Genomic DNA, 17,283 nt, shown 5'->3' on the forward strand with positions numbered 1-17,283 from the left:
GATTTAGCTTTGGCAGATGGCTCATTCTCGTCTGGGCATTCCCGCCGCACGGATGAGCAATTATCTGTACATAGACCCTACTCCACACCCGCGAGTTCCCTGCTCGATGCCGCGCGATGGCTATGCCGTCAGCCGCCTTGTTCCTATACTCGCCGTCTCGGTGAGAAGGAAACGTTATGGCGCGTCATCTGGAATTCGATGTCCTGGTAATCGGCAGCGGCGCCGCGGGCCTGACGCTCGCGCTCAATCTGCCGGCGACGCTGTCGATCGCGGTCTTGAGCAAAGGCGAATTGGCGCAGGGCTCGACCTATTGGGCCCAGGGTGGCGTCGCCGCCGTGCTGGACGAGGGCGATACCGTCGAGGCGCACGTGCAGGATACCCTAATCGCGGGCGCCGGACTGTGTGACGAAGGGGCCGTGCGCTTCACCGTCGAGCACAGTCGCGAGGCCATGCAGTGGCTGATCGACCAGGGCGTGCCCTTCACTCGCGAACAGGACACCGGCAAGGGCGGCCTGGGCTTTCACCTGACCCGTGAAGGCGGCCACAGCCACCGACGCATCATTCACGCCGCCGATGCTACCGGCATGGCCATCTTCGACACCCTGCTGCGCATCGCCGAAGGCCGCCCCAACATCCAGCTGCTCAGCCAGCGCGTGGCGGTGGATCTGATCACCACGGAAAAGCTCGGCCGGCCGGGCGCCCGTTGTCTGGGCGCCTATGTGCTCGACCGGACCAGCGATCAGGTGGACACCCTGCACGCACGCTTCACGGTGCTGGCCACCGGCGGGGCCAGCAAGGCCTACCTCTATAGCACCAACCAGGACAGCGCCAGCGGCGACGGTATCGCCATGGCCTGGCGCGCCGGCTGCTCGGTGGCCAACCTGGAATTCAACCAGTTCCATCCCACCTGCCTCTATCACCCCCATGCGCGGAGCTTTCTGATCACCGAAGCCCTGCGTGGCGAGGGCGCGGTATTGCGCCTGCCCGATGGCGAACGCTTCATGCCGCGCTTCGATCCCCGCGCCGATCTGGCACCGCGGGACGTGGTGGCCCGCGCCATCGACCACGAGATGAAGCGCCTGGGCGTCGACTGCGTCTTCCTCGATATCAGCCACAAGCCGGCGGACTTCGTGCAGGAGCACTTTCCCACGGTCCATCGGCGCTGCCTGGAGCTGGGCATCGACATTACCCGCGATCCGATCCCGGTGGTACCGGCGGCGCACTACACCTGTGGCGGCGTGCGGGTCGATGCGCATGGGCGCACGGATCTCGCCGGCCTCTACGCCATCGGCGAGACCAGTTGCACCGGTCTGCATGGGGCCAATCGCATGGCCAGCAATTCGTTGCTGGAGTGCTTCGTCTATGCCCGCTCGGCGGCGCTGGACATCCAGGCGCAGGAGGCCGAGATCGTCATGCCGCGCGACCTGCCCGACTGGGATGCCAGCCAGGTGACGGACTCGGACGAGGACGTGGTCATCGCCCACAACTGGGACGAACTGCGGCGCTTCATGTGGGACTACGTCGGCATCGTGCGCACCACCAAGCGCCTGGTGCGCGCCCGCCATCGCATCCGGCTGCTGATGGACGAGATCGACGAGTTCTATAGCAACTATAGAGTCAGTCGCGACCTGATTGAATTGCGCAACCTGGCGCAGGTGGCGGAGCTGATCATCGAGAGCGCCCTTGCCCGCCAGGAAAGTCGCGGCCTGCATTTCACCCTGGACTATCCGCAGCTCGCCAGCGACGCCGCCCGGGACACTATTCTGGTGCCGCGAACCGGCGCGGGGCGAAGCGAAGCCTGACCCGCAGGCGGCGATGGGCGTCCGCGGTCAGGCTGTCACGAGCGATGCAGAGACTGCGAGTGAGTCTTTCGCCAGACAGGCGATAGCGCAGGACCACCAGCAGCGGCAATGCCAGGCTGTCCGGGCATAATTGCACCGCCTGCCAGCCACTGGCCGGCGACCAGAGCTGCCACCCCTCGGCGCCATGCCGTAGCCGCCGCGGAACCTCGGGATAGCGCTGCTGGAGCTGCCGCTGGCGCACACGCTGCCAGGACCAGAGCACCAGCAGCGTCAGGAGAGCCTTGAGCGTCCAGGGAATGGCCGTCAGCCAGGGGCTGATCCCTGCAGCGAACGCCGCTACGGCATGCAGCCGCAGGAGGCCCGCCGAGGCGCTCCAGCGGCATTCGAAGGGCTCAAGCCGGCTGGACACGGTCCAGGATCATGCGCACGATGATCTGCAGGTCGGCGTCTTCCGGTTCGCCGCGCTGCATGAACCAGTGGAACATGTCCTGATCCTCGCACTCGAGCAGCTTGCGATAGCGCGCCTGGTCTTCGCCAGTCAGGGAGGAATAGACCTCCTTGACGAAGGGCACCAACAACACATCCAGCTCCAGCATGCCGCGGCGGCTGTGCCAGTACAATCTATTGAGTTCGGTAGCTTCGGTACTCATGGGGACTCCTGCGACAATCGGCGCAGTATAAGCCTGAAGCGCCCCATCGCGCAGTGCGCCTGACATTCACCCTGGGCGCGCCTATGATGAGCGGCTTCACTCGACACGGAGCTGCAGCCGCAATGGCCAACTCGCCGTATTTCTGCCGCTTGACCCACGAAGGCGTCCTGGCCATCCGCGGGGTCGATGCGACCAAGTTTCTCCAGGGGCAGCTGACCTGCAACCTCAATTATCTCGCTGACGACCAGGCCGGTCTGGGCGGTCGCTGCACGCCCAAGGGCCGTCTGGTCTCCAGCTTCCGCATCGTCAAGCAGGCCGACGGCTATCTGTTGGCGATGGCCGCGGAACTGGTCGAGCCACTGCTGACCGATCTGAAGAAATATGCGGTCTTCTCCAAGTCGACGCTCGCGGATGAAAGCGCCCAATGGCAACGCCTCGGGCTCTCGGCTGCGGGCTTCGCCAGTGCCTATCCCGACATCGCGCTGGGTGACCAGGCCAATGCCGTGGTTACTCTCGAGGGCGGCTTCGCCGTGCGCCTGGAGGACGGCCGCGTCGAAGTCTGGCGGGCGGCGGACGCAGGCGTGCCCGCGCTGCCGGAAGTCGGGCTGGAGGCCTGGCTGCTGGCGCAGGTGCGGGCCGGCGTGGGCCAGCTGTTCGGCGCGACCCGCGAGCTGTTCGTCCCGCAGATGATCAATCTGCAGGCCCTGGATGGCGTGAGCTTTCGCAAGGGCTGCTATACCGGCCAGGAGATCGTCGCGCGCATGCAGTACCTGGGCAAGCTCAAGCGGCGTCTCTATCGCCTGGCCGGCAGCGACCAGCCCCCTGCCGTGGGCACCGAGCTGTTCTCGCCAGTCCATGGCAGCAGCGTGGGCGAGGTGGTACTGGCCGCGCCAAGCGCCGAGGGTTGCGAGTTCCTGGCCGTGCTGCAGGGCGATGCCGTGGCGGATGGGCGCATCGCCCTGGGCAGCTCGGACGGGCCAAACTGCCGTTTACTCGATTTGCCCTACTCTCTCGACAGCGATCGTGAAATAAAGCGCTGAAGGTTGGGATCGCCTTTTCCGCTCCTCACACAGGTATGTCATGACTCCTCTTGCTGAAAAAGTTGTTCAGGATCTTCTCCATGCGATAGACACGGACCGCGTGGTGCTGCCCACCCTTCCCGAGGTGGCCCTGAAGGTCAGAGAAGCGGCCGAAGACCCCAACGTGGGCGTCGCCGAGCTGAGTCGGGTGATCGCCATGGACGCGGCCCTGACGGCGCGCCTGATCAAGGTGGTCAACAGCCCGCTGCTGCGCACCAGCAAGGAGATCACCGACCTGCAGATGGCGGTCGGACGCCTGGGCATCAACTACACGGCGAATCTGGCCACGGGTCTGGCCATGCAGCAGATGTTCCAGGCCACCAGCGACGCCGTGGATCGCAAGATGCGCGAGGTCTGGAGTCAGGGCACCGAGATCGCCGCCATCAGCCATGCGCTGTGCAAGAGGTACACCCGCCTGATGGCCGACCGCGCCCTGCTCGCCGGCCTGGTGCACCAGATCGGCGTGCTGCCGATCCTGACCTATGCCGAAGAGCAGGAAGAACTGCTGGCCAACGCCATCACCCTCGATCAGGTGACCGCGCGCATCCATCCGCAGATCGGCGAACGCATCCTCAAGGTCTGGGATTTCCCGGCCGACATCGCCTGCGTGCCCCGCGAATACCTGGCGCTGGAGCGTCAGCCCGCCGCGGCCGACTATGCCGATATCGTGCAGGTCGCCTCGCAGCTGCACGCGCAGCGTCAGGGTCAGCAGGAGAGCTCGGTCCAGACGCTGCCCGCCGGCATCCGCCTGGGGCTGAACAATCAGCCGGACCCCGCTCAGGATCCGGCCTTCTGGGACGCGGTGGAACAGTCGCGCACCCTGCTCGGCTGAGCCTAGGCCTGTCTGAAAAGTCGCCGAGCGAAGGTCAGGCAAGGCAAAAATCCGTGAGGAAGCGGACCGGGCTCGCGAACGAGTTTACGAGTGGTAAATGAGCATTCCGGCCGGGCTGGCGATCCAGCGAATTTTTAACGCAGCATGGCTAAGCACAGGCACTTTTAGACAAGGCCTAGGCTTCCTCGGCGGGAAATTCGACCCTTACCCGTAGCCCGCCGAGCGCGCCGTCCAGCAACTGGATACGGGCGCGGTGGGCGGCGCAGATCTCACCGACGATGGCCAGCCCCAGGCCGGCACCACCGGACTGGGGATCCAGGCGCTGAAAGCGCTCGAAGACCTTGGCCCGCGCGCTGGCGGGAATGCCGGGACCGTCATCCTCGACCTCCAGCACCGCCGGGGCCAACACCCGCACCACGATGTTGCCACCTGACTGGCTGTGGGCCAGGGCGTTTTCCACCAGATTGCAGAGCAGCTCGTTGAGCAGCGTCGGCTCGCCGATCACCGGCGCCTTGGCGAACGGCTCGAAGGCCAGGGCGACGCCCTTGGCATGGGCCAGCGGGGCCAGCGCCATGGCCAGCTCCCTGGCCAGCTCGCTGAGCTCCAGGCGCTCGGCGCCCCCTTCGGCGATGGCTTGGGCACCACTCTCGATCCGTGCCAGCGACAGCAGCTGATTGGCCAGGCGCGCCAGGCGATCGGTGCTGGTGCGGGTTTCTTCCAGGGTGGCGTACCAGGCCTGGGGTTCGCGTTCGCGCAAGCCCAGTTCGACCCGCGCCTTGATCGCTGCCAGCGGGGTGCGCAACTCATGGGCGGCGTTGGCGATGAAGTCGGCCTGGCGCTCGAACAGTCGGCGCAGACGCAGGGTGAAGCCTTCCAGGGCATGCACCAGCGGCAGCAGTTCCTGGGGCGCGCGCACCTCGGGCAAGGGCCGCAGATCGTCCACCCCGCGTTCTTCCACGGCCTGGCGCAGGCGCTCCAGGGGACGCAGAGCGGCGCCGACCGCCATCCATACCAGCAGGATGGCACCCAGCCCCATCAGCCCCAGGCGGATCAGGGTGTCGGTGAGCAGGCTGCGGGCCACCTCTTCGCGGGCTTCGGCGGTCTCGGCGACACGAATCTCGGCCATGCCGGTGAGATCCGGCTGGCTGACCGGCTGGGCCAGGCTGACCACCCGCACGTCCTTGCCGCGATAGGTGCTGTTGTAGAAGCGCGCCAGGGCCGGATAGTCGCGGGTCAGGGCTGCGTCCGGTGGAGGTGGCGGGATCTCCTCGTAGCCGGAAATCAGTCGGCCACGGGTGTCCAGCACCTGGTAGAAGATGCGTCCGACGTTGTCGTAGGCGAAGTTGTCCAGGGCGATGTAGGGCACATCGGCACGCAGGGTGCCGTTGCTGGCGGACAGGCCCGCGGCGATGGTACGGGCCGAGGCCAGCAGCGTCCGATCATAGGCCACGTCGGCCAGGCGCCGGCCATTGAGATAGGCGGCCAGGCTGCTGACCGCCAGGATCACCGCGAGCAGGATGACCATGCGCAGCAACAGGCGGCCACGCAGGCTGCCAGCGGCCTTCGCCACGTCAGCCATGCTGCTCTTCCAGCAGATAGCCCAGGCCGCGGAAGGTGACGATGCGTACCGCGCCGGCCTCCAGCTTCTTGCGCAGGCGATGCACATAGATCTCGATGGCTTCGGGACTGGCTTCCTCGTCCAGGCCGAAGACTTGCGAGGCGAGCTGCTCCTTGCTCATGACCCGGCCGGGGCGGGCGATGAGTGCAGCCAGTACGGCGTGCTCGCGGGAGGTGAGCGACAGTGCTTCCTCCGCCAAGGTGAAGCGCGAGGTATTGAGGTCGTAGATCAGTGGACCGCAGCGTTGCTGGCGATCCCCGCCCAGCACGCTGCGGCGCAGCAGGGCCTTGACCCGGGCTTCCAATTCGGTGAGCTCGAAGGGCTTGGCCAGGTAGTCGTCGGCACCGAGATTGAGGCCCTGCACCCGATCCTTGACCTCGCCGCGGGCGGTCAGCATCAGCACCGGCAGGCGATCACCGCGCTCGCGCAGGCGCGCCAGGACCTCGAAGCCGTCCATGCGCGGCAGGCCGACATCGAGGATAGCCAGGGCATAGCTCTCACTCTGCAGGGCCAGATCCGCGGCTACGCCATCGTTGAGCAGATCGACGTTGAGCCCGGCATTCTTGAGCGCCTGGGCGACGCTTTCGGCCAGTGGCGGATGATCTTCGACCAATAGGATGCGCACGCTGACAGCTCCCGCTCAAAAGATTCGAGTTTACCGGATACCGGCCAGCTGGCCTGTAGCCGGAACCGCACTATTGCTGCCTTTCACGATTGAAAGGCTGTTGAAAGCTTGGCGGTCTAGAGTGAAAAGTAGCGGTCCCAGAACCGCATGATGCTTGCCCAAGCGCCACCCCTGGTTGGCCAACAACAATAACAAGCGGAACGACATCCATGCTCGCCCTCGCGCAGCTCCACGTGCTCACCCTTCTCTTCTGTGAACGATCGCCGCCCTGGCGAGCCTGAGCCGTGTCCGCCTGTCAGCTTCTGAAATAACAACAAAAGGAAGACGTCGATGAGCACCACCTTGCGCAACCTCACCCTGACCCTGGCCGCCTCCGTGCTGCTGTCCGCCCAGGCCGTGGCCGAACCCAAGCGTCCCGAATGCATCGCCCCGGCCTCCCCGGGTGGTGGCTTCGACCTGACCTGCAAGCTGGCCCAGAGTGGCCTGGTGGAAGCCAAGTTGCTGGACAAGCCCATGCGCGTGACCTACATGCCCGGCGGGGTAGGCGCGGTGGCCTACAACACCGTGGTGGCTCAGCGTCCGGCCGATGGCGACACCATCGTCGCCTTCTCCAGCGGTTCGCTGCTGAACCTGGCCCAGGGCAAGTTCGGTCGTTTCGACGAGAAGGCCGTACGCTGGCTGGCGGCGGTGGGGGCCAGCTATGGCGCCATCGCGGTCAAGGCCGATTCGCCCTACAAGACCCTGGGTGATCTGGTCGAGGCGCTGAAGAAGGACCCGAGCAAGGTGGTGATCGGCTCCGGCGGTACCGTGGGCAGCCAGGACTGGATGCAGACGGCCCTGATCGCCAAGGCCGCCGGTATCAATCCCAAGGAACTGCGCTACGTGGCCCTGGAAGGCGGCGGCGAGATCGCCACCGCGCTGCTGGGCGGCCACATCCAGGTCGGCAGCACCGACATCTCCGACTCCATGCCCCATGTCGAGGCCGGCAACATGCGCCTCCTGGCGGTCTTCGCCGAGCAGCGTTTCGACGAGCCGGCGATGAAGGACATCCCCACCGCGCGTGAGCAGGGCTACGACATCGTCTGGCCCGTGGTCCGCGGCTTCTATGTCGGCCCGAAGGTCACCGACGACCAGTACAACTGGTGGAAAGCCAGCTTCGACAAGCTGCTGGCGTCCGACGACTTCGCCAAGCTGCGTGATCAGCGCGAACTCTTCCCCTTCGCCATGACCGGTGCCGAACTGGATGCCTATGTGCAGAAGGAAGTCGCGCGCTACCGCGGCATGGCCAAGGAATTCGGCCTGATCCAGTAACAGAGCCCCCGCCCCTGGCGCCCCTCCGGGCGCCTTCGAGGATGTCGACATGATCTTCCAACGCGCCTTCATGGCGGTCTGGCTGGTGGCCGGACTCGTCATGCTGTTCATCGCCCGGGATTACCAGGCGCCCTTCTCCTACGAGCCGGTCGGTCCGCGGGCCTATCCGATGCTGATGTTCGGGCTGATGAGCCTGGGCCTGGCCTATCTGATCATTCGTCCCACACCGATCGGCGACGGCGAGGACCAGAAGCCGCTGGATGCTTCCTCGCTGCGCAAGGTGGTGGCCTGCTGCGTCATCCTGCTGGGCTATGCCCTGACCTTCCAGCCGCTGGGCTTCCCCTTGAGCGCCTTCCTGACCGCCACCCTGTGCGGCCTGCTCTATGGTGGCCGCCTGATGCCCTGCGCCCTGGTCAGCCTGCTGCTCTCGGTAAGTCTCTATGTGCTGTTCGACCGGGTGATGGAAGTCCCCCTACCCCTTGGCGTGCTGGAATTCCTGGAAGGCTGACATGGAAACCTTGAATTTTCTGATGCAGGGCTTCGGCGTCGCCATGACGCCGACCAACCTGATCGTGGCGCTGATCGGCACCCTGATCGGCACCGTGGTGGGTCTGTTGCCGGGTCTCGGGCCGATCAACGGCATCGCCCTCCTGATCCCGGTGGCCTTCGCCCTGGGCCTGCCGCCGGAAACCTCGCTGATCCTGCTGGCGGCGGTCTATCTGGGCTGCGAATACGGCGGCCGGATCTCTTCGATCCTGCTGAACATCCCCGGCGAAGCCGCGACCATGATGACCTGTCTGGACGGCTATCCGCTGGCACGCCAGGGCATGGCGGGCGTGGCCCTGTCGCTGTCGGCCTGGAGCTCCTTCATCGGCGCCTTCATCGCCACCTGCGGCATGGTGCTGTTCTCGCCGCTGCTGGCCAAGTGGGCGATCGCCTTCGGTCCCGCGGAATACTTCGCGCTGATGGCCCTGGCCATTCTCAGCCTCTCCGGCATGGCCGCCGAAAAGCCGGTCAAGACCCTGGTCGCCGCGCTGTTCGGCCTGGCCATCGCCTCCGTGGGCATCGACGCCAACAGCGGCGTCTATCGCTTCACCTTCGACAACGTGCACCTGGCCGACGGCATCGACTTCGTGATCCTGGTACTGGGCCTGTTCTCGGTGAGCGAGCTGCTCCTGCTGCTGGAACAGACCCACCACGGGCAGGTGGCAGTCAAGGCTACCGGACGCATGCTGTTCAACGTGCGCGAAGCGCGCAGCGTGCTCATGGTCAACCTGCGCAGCTCGGTGAGCGGCTTCATCATCGGCGTGTTGCCAGGCGCCGGCGCGACCCTGGCCAGTGCCCTGGCCTACACCACCGAGAAGCGCATGGCCGGTGCCGATGGCAAGTTCGGCAAGGGTGACCTGCGTGGCCTGGCCGCACCGGAAACCGCCATCGGCGCGGCGGTGTGCGGCAACATGATTCCCATGCTGACCCTGGGCATCCCCGGCTCGGGTACCACCGCGGTAATGATCGGCGCCCTGACCCTGTACAACATCACCCCCGGCCCGTTGCTGTTCCAGAACGAGCCGAATCTGGTGTGGGGCCTGATCGCCTCGCTGTTCATCGCCAACGTGATGCTGCTGATCCTCAACGTGCCCATGGTGAAAATGTTCACCAAGATCCTCGATGTACCGAACTGGTCGCTGGCCCCGGCCATCGCCATCATCACCGGCATCGGCGTCTACGCGGTGCACGCCACCACCTTCGACCTGGTGTTGATGGTCTGCGTGGGCATCTTCGGCTACATCATGCGCAAGCTGGACTTCCCGCTCTCACCGCTGCTGCTGGGCTTCATCCTCGGCGAGCTGATGGAGACGAGTCTGAGACGCGCACTGTCGATCTCCAACGGCGAAGTGGGCATCCTCTGGCAGAGCGGCATCAGCCAGGCCATCTGGATCGTCTGCATCCTGATGGTGGCCCTGCCCTTCTACCGTGCCTGGCGCAAGCGTCGCGCGCCCAAGGCCGCGACCGTCTGAGGTCGGCGACACCCGCGCCCGCGGCCGGAGTCCTTCCGCCCGCGGGCTTTTTCATTCAGGAAGATTTGAAGCTCTTCTTCGGATAGATGTCATAGCGGCTGGACTTGCCCTCCAGCACATAGCCCGGTTTCACCCCTTCGATGACCGGTGCCTTGCGCGGGCGCTTGACCACCACCCGGTGACTGGCGCGGGCCAGGGCGGCGGCGAGCAAGGCCGGGGCATCCAGGTCGTCGCCCACCAGCGGGCGGAACAGGCGCATTTCCTTCTTCACCAAGGCGCTCTTGTCGCGATGGGGGAACATGGGATCCAGATAGATCACCTCGGGCGCCTCGCCCTCCCCGCCCTGCAGGTAGGTGGTGGAATCGGCCTGTACCAGGGTCATCAGGGCAACGATGCCGGCCGCCTCGGGGTCCCGCGCCGCGCGGGCCAGGCCGTCTTCGAGCAGGGCGGCGATCAGCGGCTGGCGCTCCAGCAGCGTCACCGGGCAACCCAGGGTGGCCAGCACGAAGGCGTCGCGGCCCAGACCCGCGGTGGCATCGAGGATACGCGGGCGCACACCCGGCCCGACCCCGACCGCCTTGGCGATCATCTGGCCGGCGCCGCCGCCGAACTTGCGTCTATGGGCCGCTGCGCCCTCGACGAAATCCACCCGCACCGGACCCGGCGCCTCCGGGCCGCGCTGGACCAGTTGCAGGCCTTGAGCGCCGAACTGCAGGGCGAACTCTTCGGTGGTGGCGGTACCCAGGGGCAGGCCCAGGCGCTCGGCCCAGGCAGCGGCAGCCTCCGTGTAAGCGGGTTCCAGGGCTTCGACGATAAGCGCGGGGCGGGCGGTGGACATGGGCGACTCGCTGGCGAAAAGACCGTGCATTCTACCGGCAGACGCGAAAGCCACCCATGTCGACATGGAAATGATCGCGGTGCGCCGCGTTGTAGTCCGGTCCCAGGGTGGTATTGAAGGAGCGGCAGGCCCCGTCGCGTACCAGCCGCAGAAAGCGCTGGGCCTGGGGATCGCCCTTCCAGTCCCGCGCCACGCTGATGCGCCGACCGTCGGCCAGGCGCAGCCCGGCGATGTCCAGCGCATTGGCGGTGGCGTGCTGACTGCGCCGGCCGCTGGCGCGACCGTAGATGTTGCGGCAGGCGAAGCTGCCATAGTGCTCCACCTCGGCGACCCGCTGGCCATAGACGGCTTCGGCGGCCGGTTGCAGGGCCTGGCGTTCGAACAGCGCGAAACTCACCGCCAGCGGACAGCTGGCGACGAAGCTGCCGTTGAGGCGCACCCCTTCCCCCCGCTGGATGCGTACCGCCCGCTCCAGCGGGCAGTCGGCCGAACCGGGATTGCCGCGCAATTCGCGAAAGCTGAGCGCCGAGGTGGCCAGGGACGCCGCGCAATAGTCGGCATCGGCCTGCAGACGCCAGAGCTTGAGCCGGGTGACGGCATTGGCGGGTGCCTGGATATCCAGTGGCGCCCAGGGGTTATAGGCCGGCGGGATGCGCAGCCAGCCCTGGTCGAAGGCGGTGTGCAGACCGCTGTAGAGCAGGATGACGAGACCGAGCAGGTGTCTGGCTTTCATGCGGCGCGCCGAAGAGGATTCGCAAGGCGAAGTCTTCATCAGACCGGAGCGGCCAGCGGGAATGCCGGCGAAAACGTCGCCAAACGTATCGCGGCGGACGCCAGGGGCTAGAGCAGGCCGAGTTGCTCGGTGTCGGCGGTGCTCAACTCGGGCAACGCCGGCAGGCCGGGCAGGCGTTCGCGCAGCTGGGCATGGAATCTCAGGGCCAGTTCGGGCGCCTGGCGATTGTCCGGGGTGTGCAGGAAGACATAGGGCACCTTGCCCCCTTCGATCCAATCGGCCACCCGGGTCACCCACTTGGCCAGGTAGTAGTCGTTCGCCGCCAGCTCCAGGCGACCGATGAAGCGCACCTGGGGATGCTCGCTGAAAGCCAGGGCACGGGCCGGTACCCGCGGCTTCTTGGCCTGGGCCAGGCGCACGGCCGGCTCACTCGGATCGGCGCTGAACAGGGCCGCGGAATCCAGGCCGACGCGTTCCACACCCAGCTCCATGAGCAGGCGATTGAGCGCGCGCTCGGTTTCGCCCTTGTCGAAAAAGGCCAGGTGCCTGACCTCCACGGCCAGGGCACAACGCGGCGCCATGGCCGAAAGAAAGACCTTCAGCTCATTGAGCCGATCCGGACCGAAGCCCGCAGGCAGTTGCAGCCACAGCGGACTGGCCCGTTCGCCCAGGGGCGCCAGCAATTCCAGAAAGGTGCGGGCGCTGGAGAGTTGCACCCGCAGATCCTCGGCATGACTGATGTCCCGGGGAAACTTGGCGCAGAAGCGAAAGCCGGCCGGCATCAATTCGGCCCAACGGCGAATGGTGTCCGCCGAGGGCCAGGCATAGAAGGTGGTGTTGCCCTCCACGGCGTTGAACACCTGGGCATAACGCGACAGGAAGTCACCCGGGCGCAGGCCGTGGTAGAGGCTTTCGCGCCAGGCGTTGTCGTTCCAGGAGGGACAGCCGAGAAAGTACGGCAGCATCAGGCGTAGAGATCGAGGCCCACGACGCTGGAGGAGCCATCCGGCTCGGCGCCGAGGGCGGCGGTGCTGCCGTAGCTGGCCAGCGCCTGTTGCGCACGCGCGGTGAGCTGACTGGCGAAGCGCCCTTCGCGTTCGCTGAGCACCAGACCATTGCCACCGCCGTTGCCGGTATCGGTCGCCGCGGCCGCCTCGACGCGGCGCACCGGCTCGAGCTTGGGCTGAGCGTTGTTGGCCGCCTCGCGGGCGATGGCGTTTTGACGGGCGGCCTCGTCCTGCGCCACCTCGCGTACGGGCGTGACCGCGCGCGAGGAACGATTCAGGGGGTAAGCAGAGGAGGAATAGCCGCTGTCAATGCGCATGGCAGGTCCCGAACGGATGGCACTACTCTAAGTAGGGTCGAAAGCTATGACAATCAAGGGCCGGACGCCCGTCGCGACCGGCGGACGAGCGGCATATGCAGCTTGGACGTCAGACTATTACGCCGGGTTTCCTGACGTCAGACCGACTGCTTGGGAGTGGCGACCCGATCACGCAGATAGACGGGTTGCGCCGCTTCGGATTCGGCCGACACGGCTTCGCCGCGCTGCCAGGCCGAGGCCGCCAGCACCGCCAGATCCTGCGCATGGGGCAACAGGCTGGCATCGCTCTCGACCAGCGGCACGGCCATGCGGCCGGCATAGCCCCAGCCGGTGCCGGCCCCGAACCAGTCACCGGTGGCAGCCTCCGGCAGGGCGATGGCCTCGGGTGCCAGCACGGCTTCCGCCCCCGCCAGCACCATGGCTGCCCCGTCCAGGCGATAGCAGCCCCAGTAGACCTCATCCATGCGCGCATCGATGGCAGCGGCCACCTGGGTCACACCCCGCTCGCGCCAGGCGCGCTGGGCGATGATGGCCAGATTCGATACCGGCAGCACCGGCCGGTCCAGCCCGAAGGCCAGGCCCTGCACCACGCCGATGGCGATGCGCACGCCGGTAAAGGCGCCAGGGCCACGACCGAAGGCGATGGCGTCCACCTGCGCCAGACTCAGATCGGTCTCGGCCAGCAGCTCCTGCACCATGGGCAGCACCCGCTGGGCATGCAGGCGCGGCGCGATCTCGTAGCGATGGATGATCTCGTCGCCCAGATGCAAGGCGACCGAGCAGGCTTCGGTGGCGGTGTCGAGGGCGAGCAGGATGGACATGGGGTAGATCCGCAACTAGGGAAAAGGGCTGCGCATTCTAGAGGAAGACGGGTCGCGAGGGGACCCGCCCATCGATCGTGACGCCAGGACGGCGCCGCGACCGGACCGCCTGCAGGCACAGGCGGTCGTTACCGGCTTTTAGCTCAGGGCCTGCAGCACCTTGGCGGTGATGGCGTCCACCGAACCCACGCCCTCGATGCGGCTGCACTTCGGCGTGCCCTGGGCGGCGCCCAGCTTCTGGTAGAAGTCCACCAGCGGCTTGGTCTGGGAATGATAGAGGTCCAGACGCTTGCGAATGGTGGCTTCGCGGTCGTCTTCGCGCTGTACCAGCGGCTCGCCGGTCAGGTCGTCGGTGTCGGCGACCTTCGGCGGATTGTGCTCGATGTGATAGACGCGCCCCGAACCCGGGTGCACGCGACGACCGGACAGGCGCTGGACGATTTCTTCGTCATCGACGGCGATTTCCAGCACGTGGTCGATCTTGACGCCGGCGGCTTCGAGGGCTTCGGCCTGGGGAATGGTGCGCGGGAAGCCGTCGAACAAGAAACCCTTGGCGCAGTCGGCGTCGAGGATACGCTCGCTGATCAGGGCGATGATGATCTCGTCGGAGACCAGGCCACCGTTGTCCATGATGTCCTTGACCTGCAGGCCCAGGGGCGTGCCAGCCTTGACCGCGGCCCGCAGCATGTCGCCGGTGGAAACCTGCGGAATGCCGAATTTCTCAGTGATGAACCGGGCCTGAGTACCTTTGCCGGCACCGGGCGCTCCCAGCAGGATTACGCGCATCTGTTGCTCCTTAGAATGGTCTCGGACTGGCAGCCCGCGCAGGGCGCTGTCGCGATGATTGTTGTCGACGACACGAGACGGCCAAAGGGACCAACCATACACAGCGCCCCCTGGCCGCACAAGTTACCAAGCGTCGCAGGTGCCGGGCCTGTCCAGACGACCCCGGGCACCGGCAAAAGCGACAGCCTGCTCAACCGGTATTGCGCAGTCCTGCGGCGATACCGGCCACGCTCACCAGCAGGGCCTGATCGAGCGCCGCCGGCTGGCTTTCGCCCGCCGCCCGCGCCCGGGCCAGCAACTCGATCTGCAAGAGGTGCAGCGGATCGAGATAGGTGTTGCGCACGGCGATGAATACCAGGGTTTCCGGATGGTGTTCGAGCAATTCCCCCTGCCCGGTCAGCCGCAATACCGCCACGCCGGCCTGGCGCAGCCGCTCGCGCAGCTGGCTGCCCAGCACCTGCAGATCGGCCTCCACCAGGCGCTGGTCATAGAGCCGCGCCAGTTCGGCTTCGGCCTTGGCCAGCACCATCTCCAGCATGTCGATGCGGGTCTGGAAGAACGGCCAGCCTTCGCGCATCTCGCGCAGCAACGGCGATTCGCCACGGCGTTCGGCCTCGTCCAGCGCCTTCTCCCAGCCGAGCCAGGCGGGCAGCATCAGCCGGGTCTGGGTCCAGGCGAAGATCCAGGGGATGGCCCTGAGGCTTTCCACGCCGCCTTCGCGGCGCTTGGCCGGGCGACTGCCCAAGGGCAGCCGGCCCAGCTCCTGCTCCGGAGTGGCCTGGCGGAAATAGCTGACGAAATGCGGATCCTCGCGCACCACGCCGCGATAGGCCTGCAGGCTGTCGCGGGCCAGGCGATCCATCTGCTCGCGCCAGGCCGGTTCCGGCGCCGGCGGCGGCAACAGGGTGGCCTCCAGCACGGCGCCCAGGTACAGCGTCAGATTCTGCTCGGCGATGGCCGGCTGGCCGAACTTGAAGCGGATCATCTCGCCCTGTTCGGTGGTACGGAAGCGCCCGGCCACCGAGCCCGGCGGTTGCGAGAGGATGGCCGCATGGGCCGGACCGCCGCCACGCCCCACGGTGCCACCGCGGCCATGGAACAGCAGCAACTCCACGCCACGGCTGGCGCAGATGTCCACCAGGGCTTCCTGGGCGCGGTACTGGGCCCAGGCCGCCGTCAGGGTGCCGGCATCCTTGGCCGAATCGGAATAGCCGATCATGACCTCCTGGGGACCGGCCAGACGCGCCCGGTAGTCGGGCAGATCGAGCAGACTGGCGATGGCGCTACCAGCCTGATCCAGGTCGTCGAGGGTCTCGAACAGCGGCACCACGCGCATCGGCTGGCGCACCCCGCATTCGCGCAGCAGCAGCTGCACGGCGAGGACGTCGGATGCGGCACCGGCCATGGAGATGACATAGGAGCCCAGGGCATCGGCCGGCGAGGCGGCGATGACGCGGCAGGTGGCGAGCACCTCCTGGGTGTCGGCCTCCAGCTCGGCGTCCAGCGGCAGCAAGGGACGCCGGCTGCCGAGTTCGCCACGCAGAAATTCCAGACGCTGCGCCTCGCTCCAGGCGGCATAGTCGCCCAGGTCCAGGTAGCGGCAGATGTCGGCCAGGGCCGCGGCATGGCGGGCGGCGTCCTGGCGGATGTCCAGACGGACCAGATAGAGGCCGAAGGTACGGGCCCGGCGCAGGGTGTCGAGCAGGGAGCCGTCGGCGATGACGCCCAGACCGCAGTGCTGCAGGGAGTCGTAACACAGCTGCAGCGGGGCGATCAGCTCGGCGTTGTCGCTGAGAATATGCCGGGCGCCGGCGTGGGGATCGGTGATGGCATGGGCCGCCCAGCTGCGGGTGATCTGCAGCCGCTCGCGCAGCACCTTGAGCACCTTGCGATAGGGTTCGGGATGATCGCCGGCCTGCTCGCGCAGGGCCGGACTCGCCGCCTGCATGGACAGCTCCGCTGCCAGCCGGTCGACGTCGCGCAGGTAGAGATCGGCGGCCATCCAGCGGGCCAGCAGCAGCACCTCGCGGCTGATGGCGGCGGTGACATTGGGGTTGCCGTCGCGGTCGCCGCCCATCCAGGACGAGAAGCGTACCGGCGCCGCCGTCAGCGGCAAGCGCTGGCCGGTACGCTCCTGCAGGCAGTCGTCCAGCTTGCGCAGCAGGCTGGGGATCGCCTGCCAGAGCGAATTCTCGATCACCGCGAAGCCCCACTTGGCTTCGTCCACCGGCGTCGGGCGCTGGCGGCGGATCTCCTCGGTATGCCAGGCCTCGGCGATCAGCCGGCGCAGCCGGGCCTCGATGGCAGCCACCTCGGCGGAAGTCAGGTCGCGATGATCGAGGGCCGCCAATTGAGCGCTGATCTCGTCGTATTTCTGGATCAGGGTGCGCCGCGAAACCTCGGTGGGGTGGGCGGTCAGCACCAGATCGATGTCCAGCGCCGCGACCCGCTCGGCCAGCTCCTGGCCGGAGTGACCGGCCGCGGCCAGGCGCTCCAGCAACTCCGGCAGCACCTGCTGCTCGAAGGGTGGCGGCTCGTCTTCGGTGCGCCGTCTGACCCGGTGATACTCCTCGGCGATATTGGCCAGGTTGAGGAAATGGCTGAAGGCTCGCGCCACCGGCAGCAGTTCGTCTTCGGCCAGGGTATCCAGGGTGTCGCCCAGCTGGCGGGCACCCTCCGCGGAGCCGCCACGGGCGGCCTTGGCGCCCTTGCGGATCCGCTCGATCTTGTCGAGAAAGGCCGCGCCATGCTGGTCGGCAATGGTCTGCCCCAGGAGCTCACCCAGCAACCGCACCTGCTCGCGCAGGCGAATATCGATTTCCACCATCTCGTGCTCCTCGAAAGTA

17 protein-coding genes are annotated in these 17,283 nt (G+C 66.9%); 6 read left to right on the forward strand and 11 right to left on the reverse strand.

The genetic code is table 11. The features are described 5' to 3' along the window. Positions 1 to 176 precede the first annotated feature (176 nt). Entirely contained in the window at positions 177 to 1,802 is a 1,626-nt protein-coding gene (gene nadB, locus NRG74_RS12785; RefSeq protein WP_017640143.1) for an L-aspartate oxidase, read from the forward strand. Here the strand turns inward: nadB and NRG74_RS12790 are convergent. Both NRG74_RS12790 and NRG74_RS12795 read right to left on the reverse strand, forming a co-directional pair. Beyond that, complete coding sequence (locus NRG74_RS12790) at positions 1,759 to 2,211, reverse strand: protein YgfX (protein ID WP_257704235.1); 453 nt, start codon at positions 2,209 to 2,211, stop codon at positions 1,759 to 1,761. The two genes, nadB and NRG74_RS12790, sit on opposite strands and share 44 nt — an antisense overlap. Further along, on the reverse strand, positions 2,195 to 2,452 hold the full coding sequence (locus tag NRG74_RS12795) for a succinate dehydrogenase assembly factor 2 (RefSeq protein ID WP_017640141.1): 258 nt from the start codon (positions 2,450 to 2,452) through the stop codon (positions 2,195 to 2,197). The genes NRG74_RS12790 and NRG74_RS12795 overlap by 17 nt, the downstream gene beginning before the upstream one ends. 122 nt (positions 2,453 to 2,574) lie before the next feature. Here NRG74_RS12795 and ygfZ point away from each other — a divergent pair, with 122 nt between their 5' ends. Together ygfZ and NRG74_RS12805 are read left to right on the forward strand one after the other, a co-directional pair. After that, positions 2,575 to 3,492 (forward strand): CAF17-like 4Fe-4S cluster assembly/insertion protein YgfZ, encoded by a 918-nt coding sequence (ygfZ, locus tag NRG74_RS12800; protein WP_257704240.1) that lies wholly within the window; start codon positions 2,575 to 2,577, stop codon positions 3,490 to 3,492. A 40-nt stretch (positions 3,493 to 3,532) separates the two neighbouring features. After that, positions 3,533 to 4,363, forward strand: coding sequence for an HDOD domain-containing protein (locus NRG74_RS12805; RefSeq protein ID WP_184292298.1), 831 nt, complete (start codon positions 3,533 to 3,535; stop codon positions 4,361 to 4,363). 175 nt (positions 4,364 to 4,538) lie between these two features. Here NRG74_RS12805 and NRG74_RS12810 read toward each other — a convergent pair whose 3' ends face one another. Together NRG74_RS12810 and NRG74_RS12815 are read right to left on the reverse strand one after the other, a co-directional pair. Then, positions 4,539 to 5,942: a sensor histidine kinase gene (locus NRG74_RS12810; RefSeq protein ID WP_068383080.1), complete on the reverse strand. Its 1,404-nt coding sequence runs from the start codon at positions 5,940 to 5,942 to the stop codon at positions 4,539 to 4,541. Further along, positions 5,935 to 6,606 (reverse strand): response regulator, encoded by a 672-nt coding sequence (locus NRG74_RS12815; RefSeq protein ID WP_017640137.1) that lies wholly within the window; start codon positions 6,604 to 6,606, stop codon positions 5,935 to 5,937. Before NRG74_RS12815 ends, NRG74_RS12810 begins: the two co-directional genes overlap by 8 nt. 330 nt (positions 6,607 to 6,936) lie before the next feature. Here NRG74_RS12815 and NRG74_RS12820 point away from each other — a divergent pair, with 330 nt between their 5' ends. Genes NRG74_RS12820 through NRG74_RS12830 form a run of 3 tightly spaced genes read left to right on the forward strand, consistent with a single transcriptional unit; the run spans position 6,937 to position 9,935 of the window. After that, the gene (locus NRG74_RS12820) at positions 6,937 to 7,917 is read left to right on the forward strand and encodes a Bug family tripartite tricarboxylate transporter substrate binding protein (RefSeq protein WP_257704246.1); all 981 of its coding nucleotides are present in this window, start codon (positions 6,937 to 6,939) and stop codon (positions 7,915 to 7,917) included. Between the two features lie 49 nt (positions 7,918 to 7,966). Then, complete coding sequence (locus NRG74_RS12825; protein WP_017640135.1) at positions 7,967 to 8,425, forward strand: tripartite tricarboxylate transporter TctB family protein; 459 nt, start codon at positions 7,967 to 7,969, stop codon at positions 8,423 to 8,425. A gap of 1 nt (position 8,426) precedes the next feature. After that, a complete protein-coding gene (locus tag NRG74_RS12830) occupies positions 8,427 to 9,935 on the forward strand; it encodes a tripartite tricarboxylate transporter permease (protein ID WP_257704248.1) in 1,509 nt (502 codons plus the stop codon). A 55-nt stretch (positions 9,936 to 9,990) separates the two neighbouring features. Here NRG74_RS12830 and NRG74_RS12835 read toward each other — a convergent pair whose 3' ends face one another. From NRG74_RS12835 to ppc, 7 genes are all read right to left on the reverse strand, one after another. Beyond that, positions 9,991 to 10,773: a class I SAM-dependent methyltransferase gene (locus tag NRG74_RS12835; protein ID WP_257704250.1), complete on the reverse strand. Its 783-nt coding sequence runs from the start codon at positions 10,771 to 10,773 to the stop codon at positions 9,991 to 9,993. Positions 10,774 to 10,804: 31 nt separating this feature from the next. Beyond that, entirely contained in the window at positions 10,805 to 11,506 is a 702-nt protein-coding gene (locus tag NRG74_RS12840) for an extensin-like domain-containing protein (protein WP_160924619.1), read from the reverse strand. A gap of 107 nt (positions 11,507 to 11,613) precedes the next feature. Continuing rightward, the gene (locus NRG74_RS12845) at positions 11,614 to 12,471 is read right to left on the reverse strand and encodes a DUF72 domain-containing protein (RefSeq protein ID WP_173150130.1); all 858 of its coding nucleotides are present in this window, start codon (positions 12,469 to 12,471) and stop codon (positions 11,614 to 11,616) included. Further along, complete coding sequence (locus NRG74_RS12850) at positions 12,471 to 12,830, reverse strand: hypothetical protein (protein WP_064307350.1); 360 nt, start codon at positions 12,828 to 12,830, stop codon at positions 12,471 to 12,473. Before NRG74_RS12850 ends, NRG74_RS12845 begins: the two co-directional genes overlap by 1 nt. 137 nt (positions 12,831 to 12,967) lie before the next feature. Then, a complete protein-coding gene (gene tsaB, locus NRG74_RS12855; protein ID WP_017640129.1) occupies positions 12,968 to 13,651 on the reverse strand; it encodes a tRNA (adenosine(37)-N6)-threonylcarbamoyltransferase complex dimerization subunit type 1 TsaB in 684 nt (227 codons plus the stop codon). Positions 13,652 to 13,789: 138 nt separating this feature from the next. After that, positions 13,790 to 14,437, reverse strand: a complete 648-nt coding sequence (gene adk / locus NRG74_RS12860; RefSeq protein ID WP_017640128.1) for an adenylate kinase — start codon at positions 14,435 to 14,437, stop codon at positions 13,790 to 13,792. 190 nt (positions 14,438 to 14,627) lie between these two features. Next, the gene (gene ppc / locus NRG74_RS12865) at positions 14,628 to 17,264 is read right to left on the reverse strand and encodes a phosphoenolpyruvate carboxylase (protein ID WP_257704259.1); all 2,637 of its coding nucleotides are present in this window, start codon (positions 17,262 to 17,264) and stop codon (positions 14,628 to 14,630) included. Between the last annotated feature and the right edge of the window lie 19 nt (positions 17,265 to 17,283).

The organism is Pseudomonas oryzihabitans, from assembly GCF_024652905.1.
GTDB classification, from domain to species: domain Bacteria; phylum Pseudomonadota; class Gammaproteobacteria; order Pseudomonadales; family Pseudomonadaceae; genus Chryseomonas; species Chryseomonas benzopyrenica.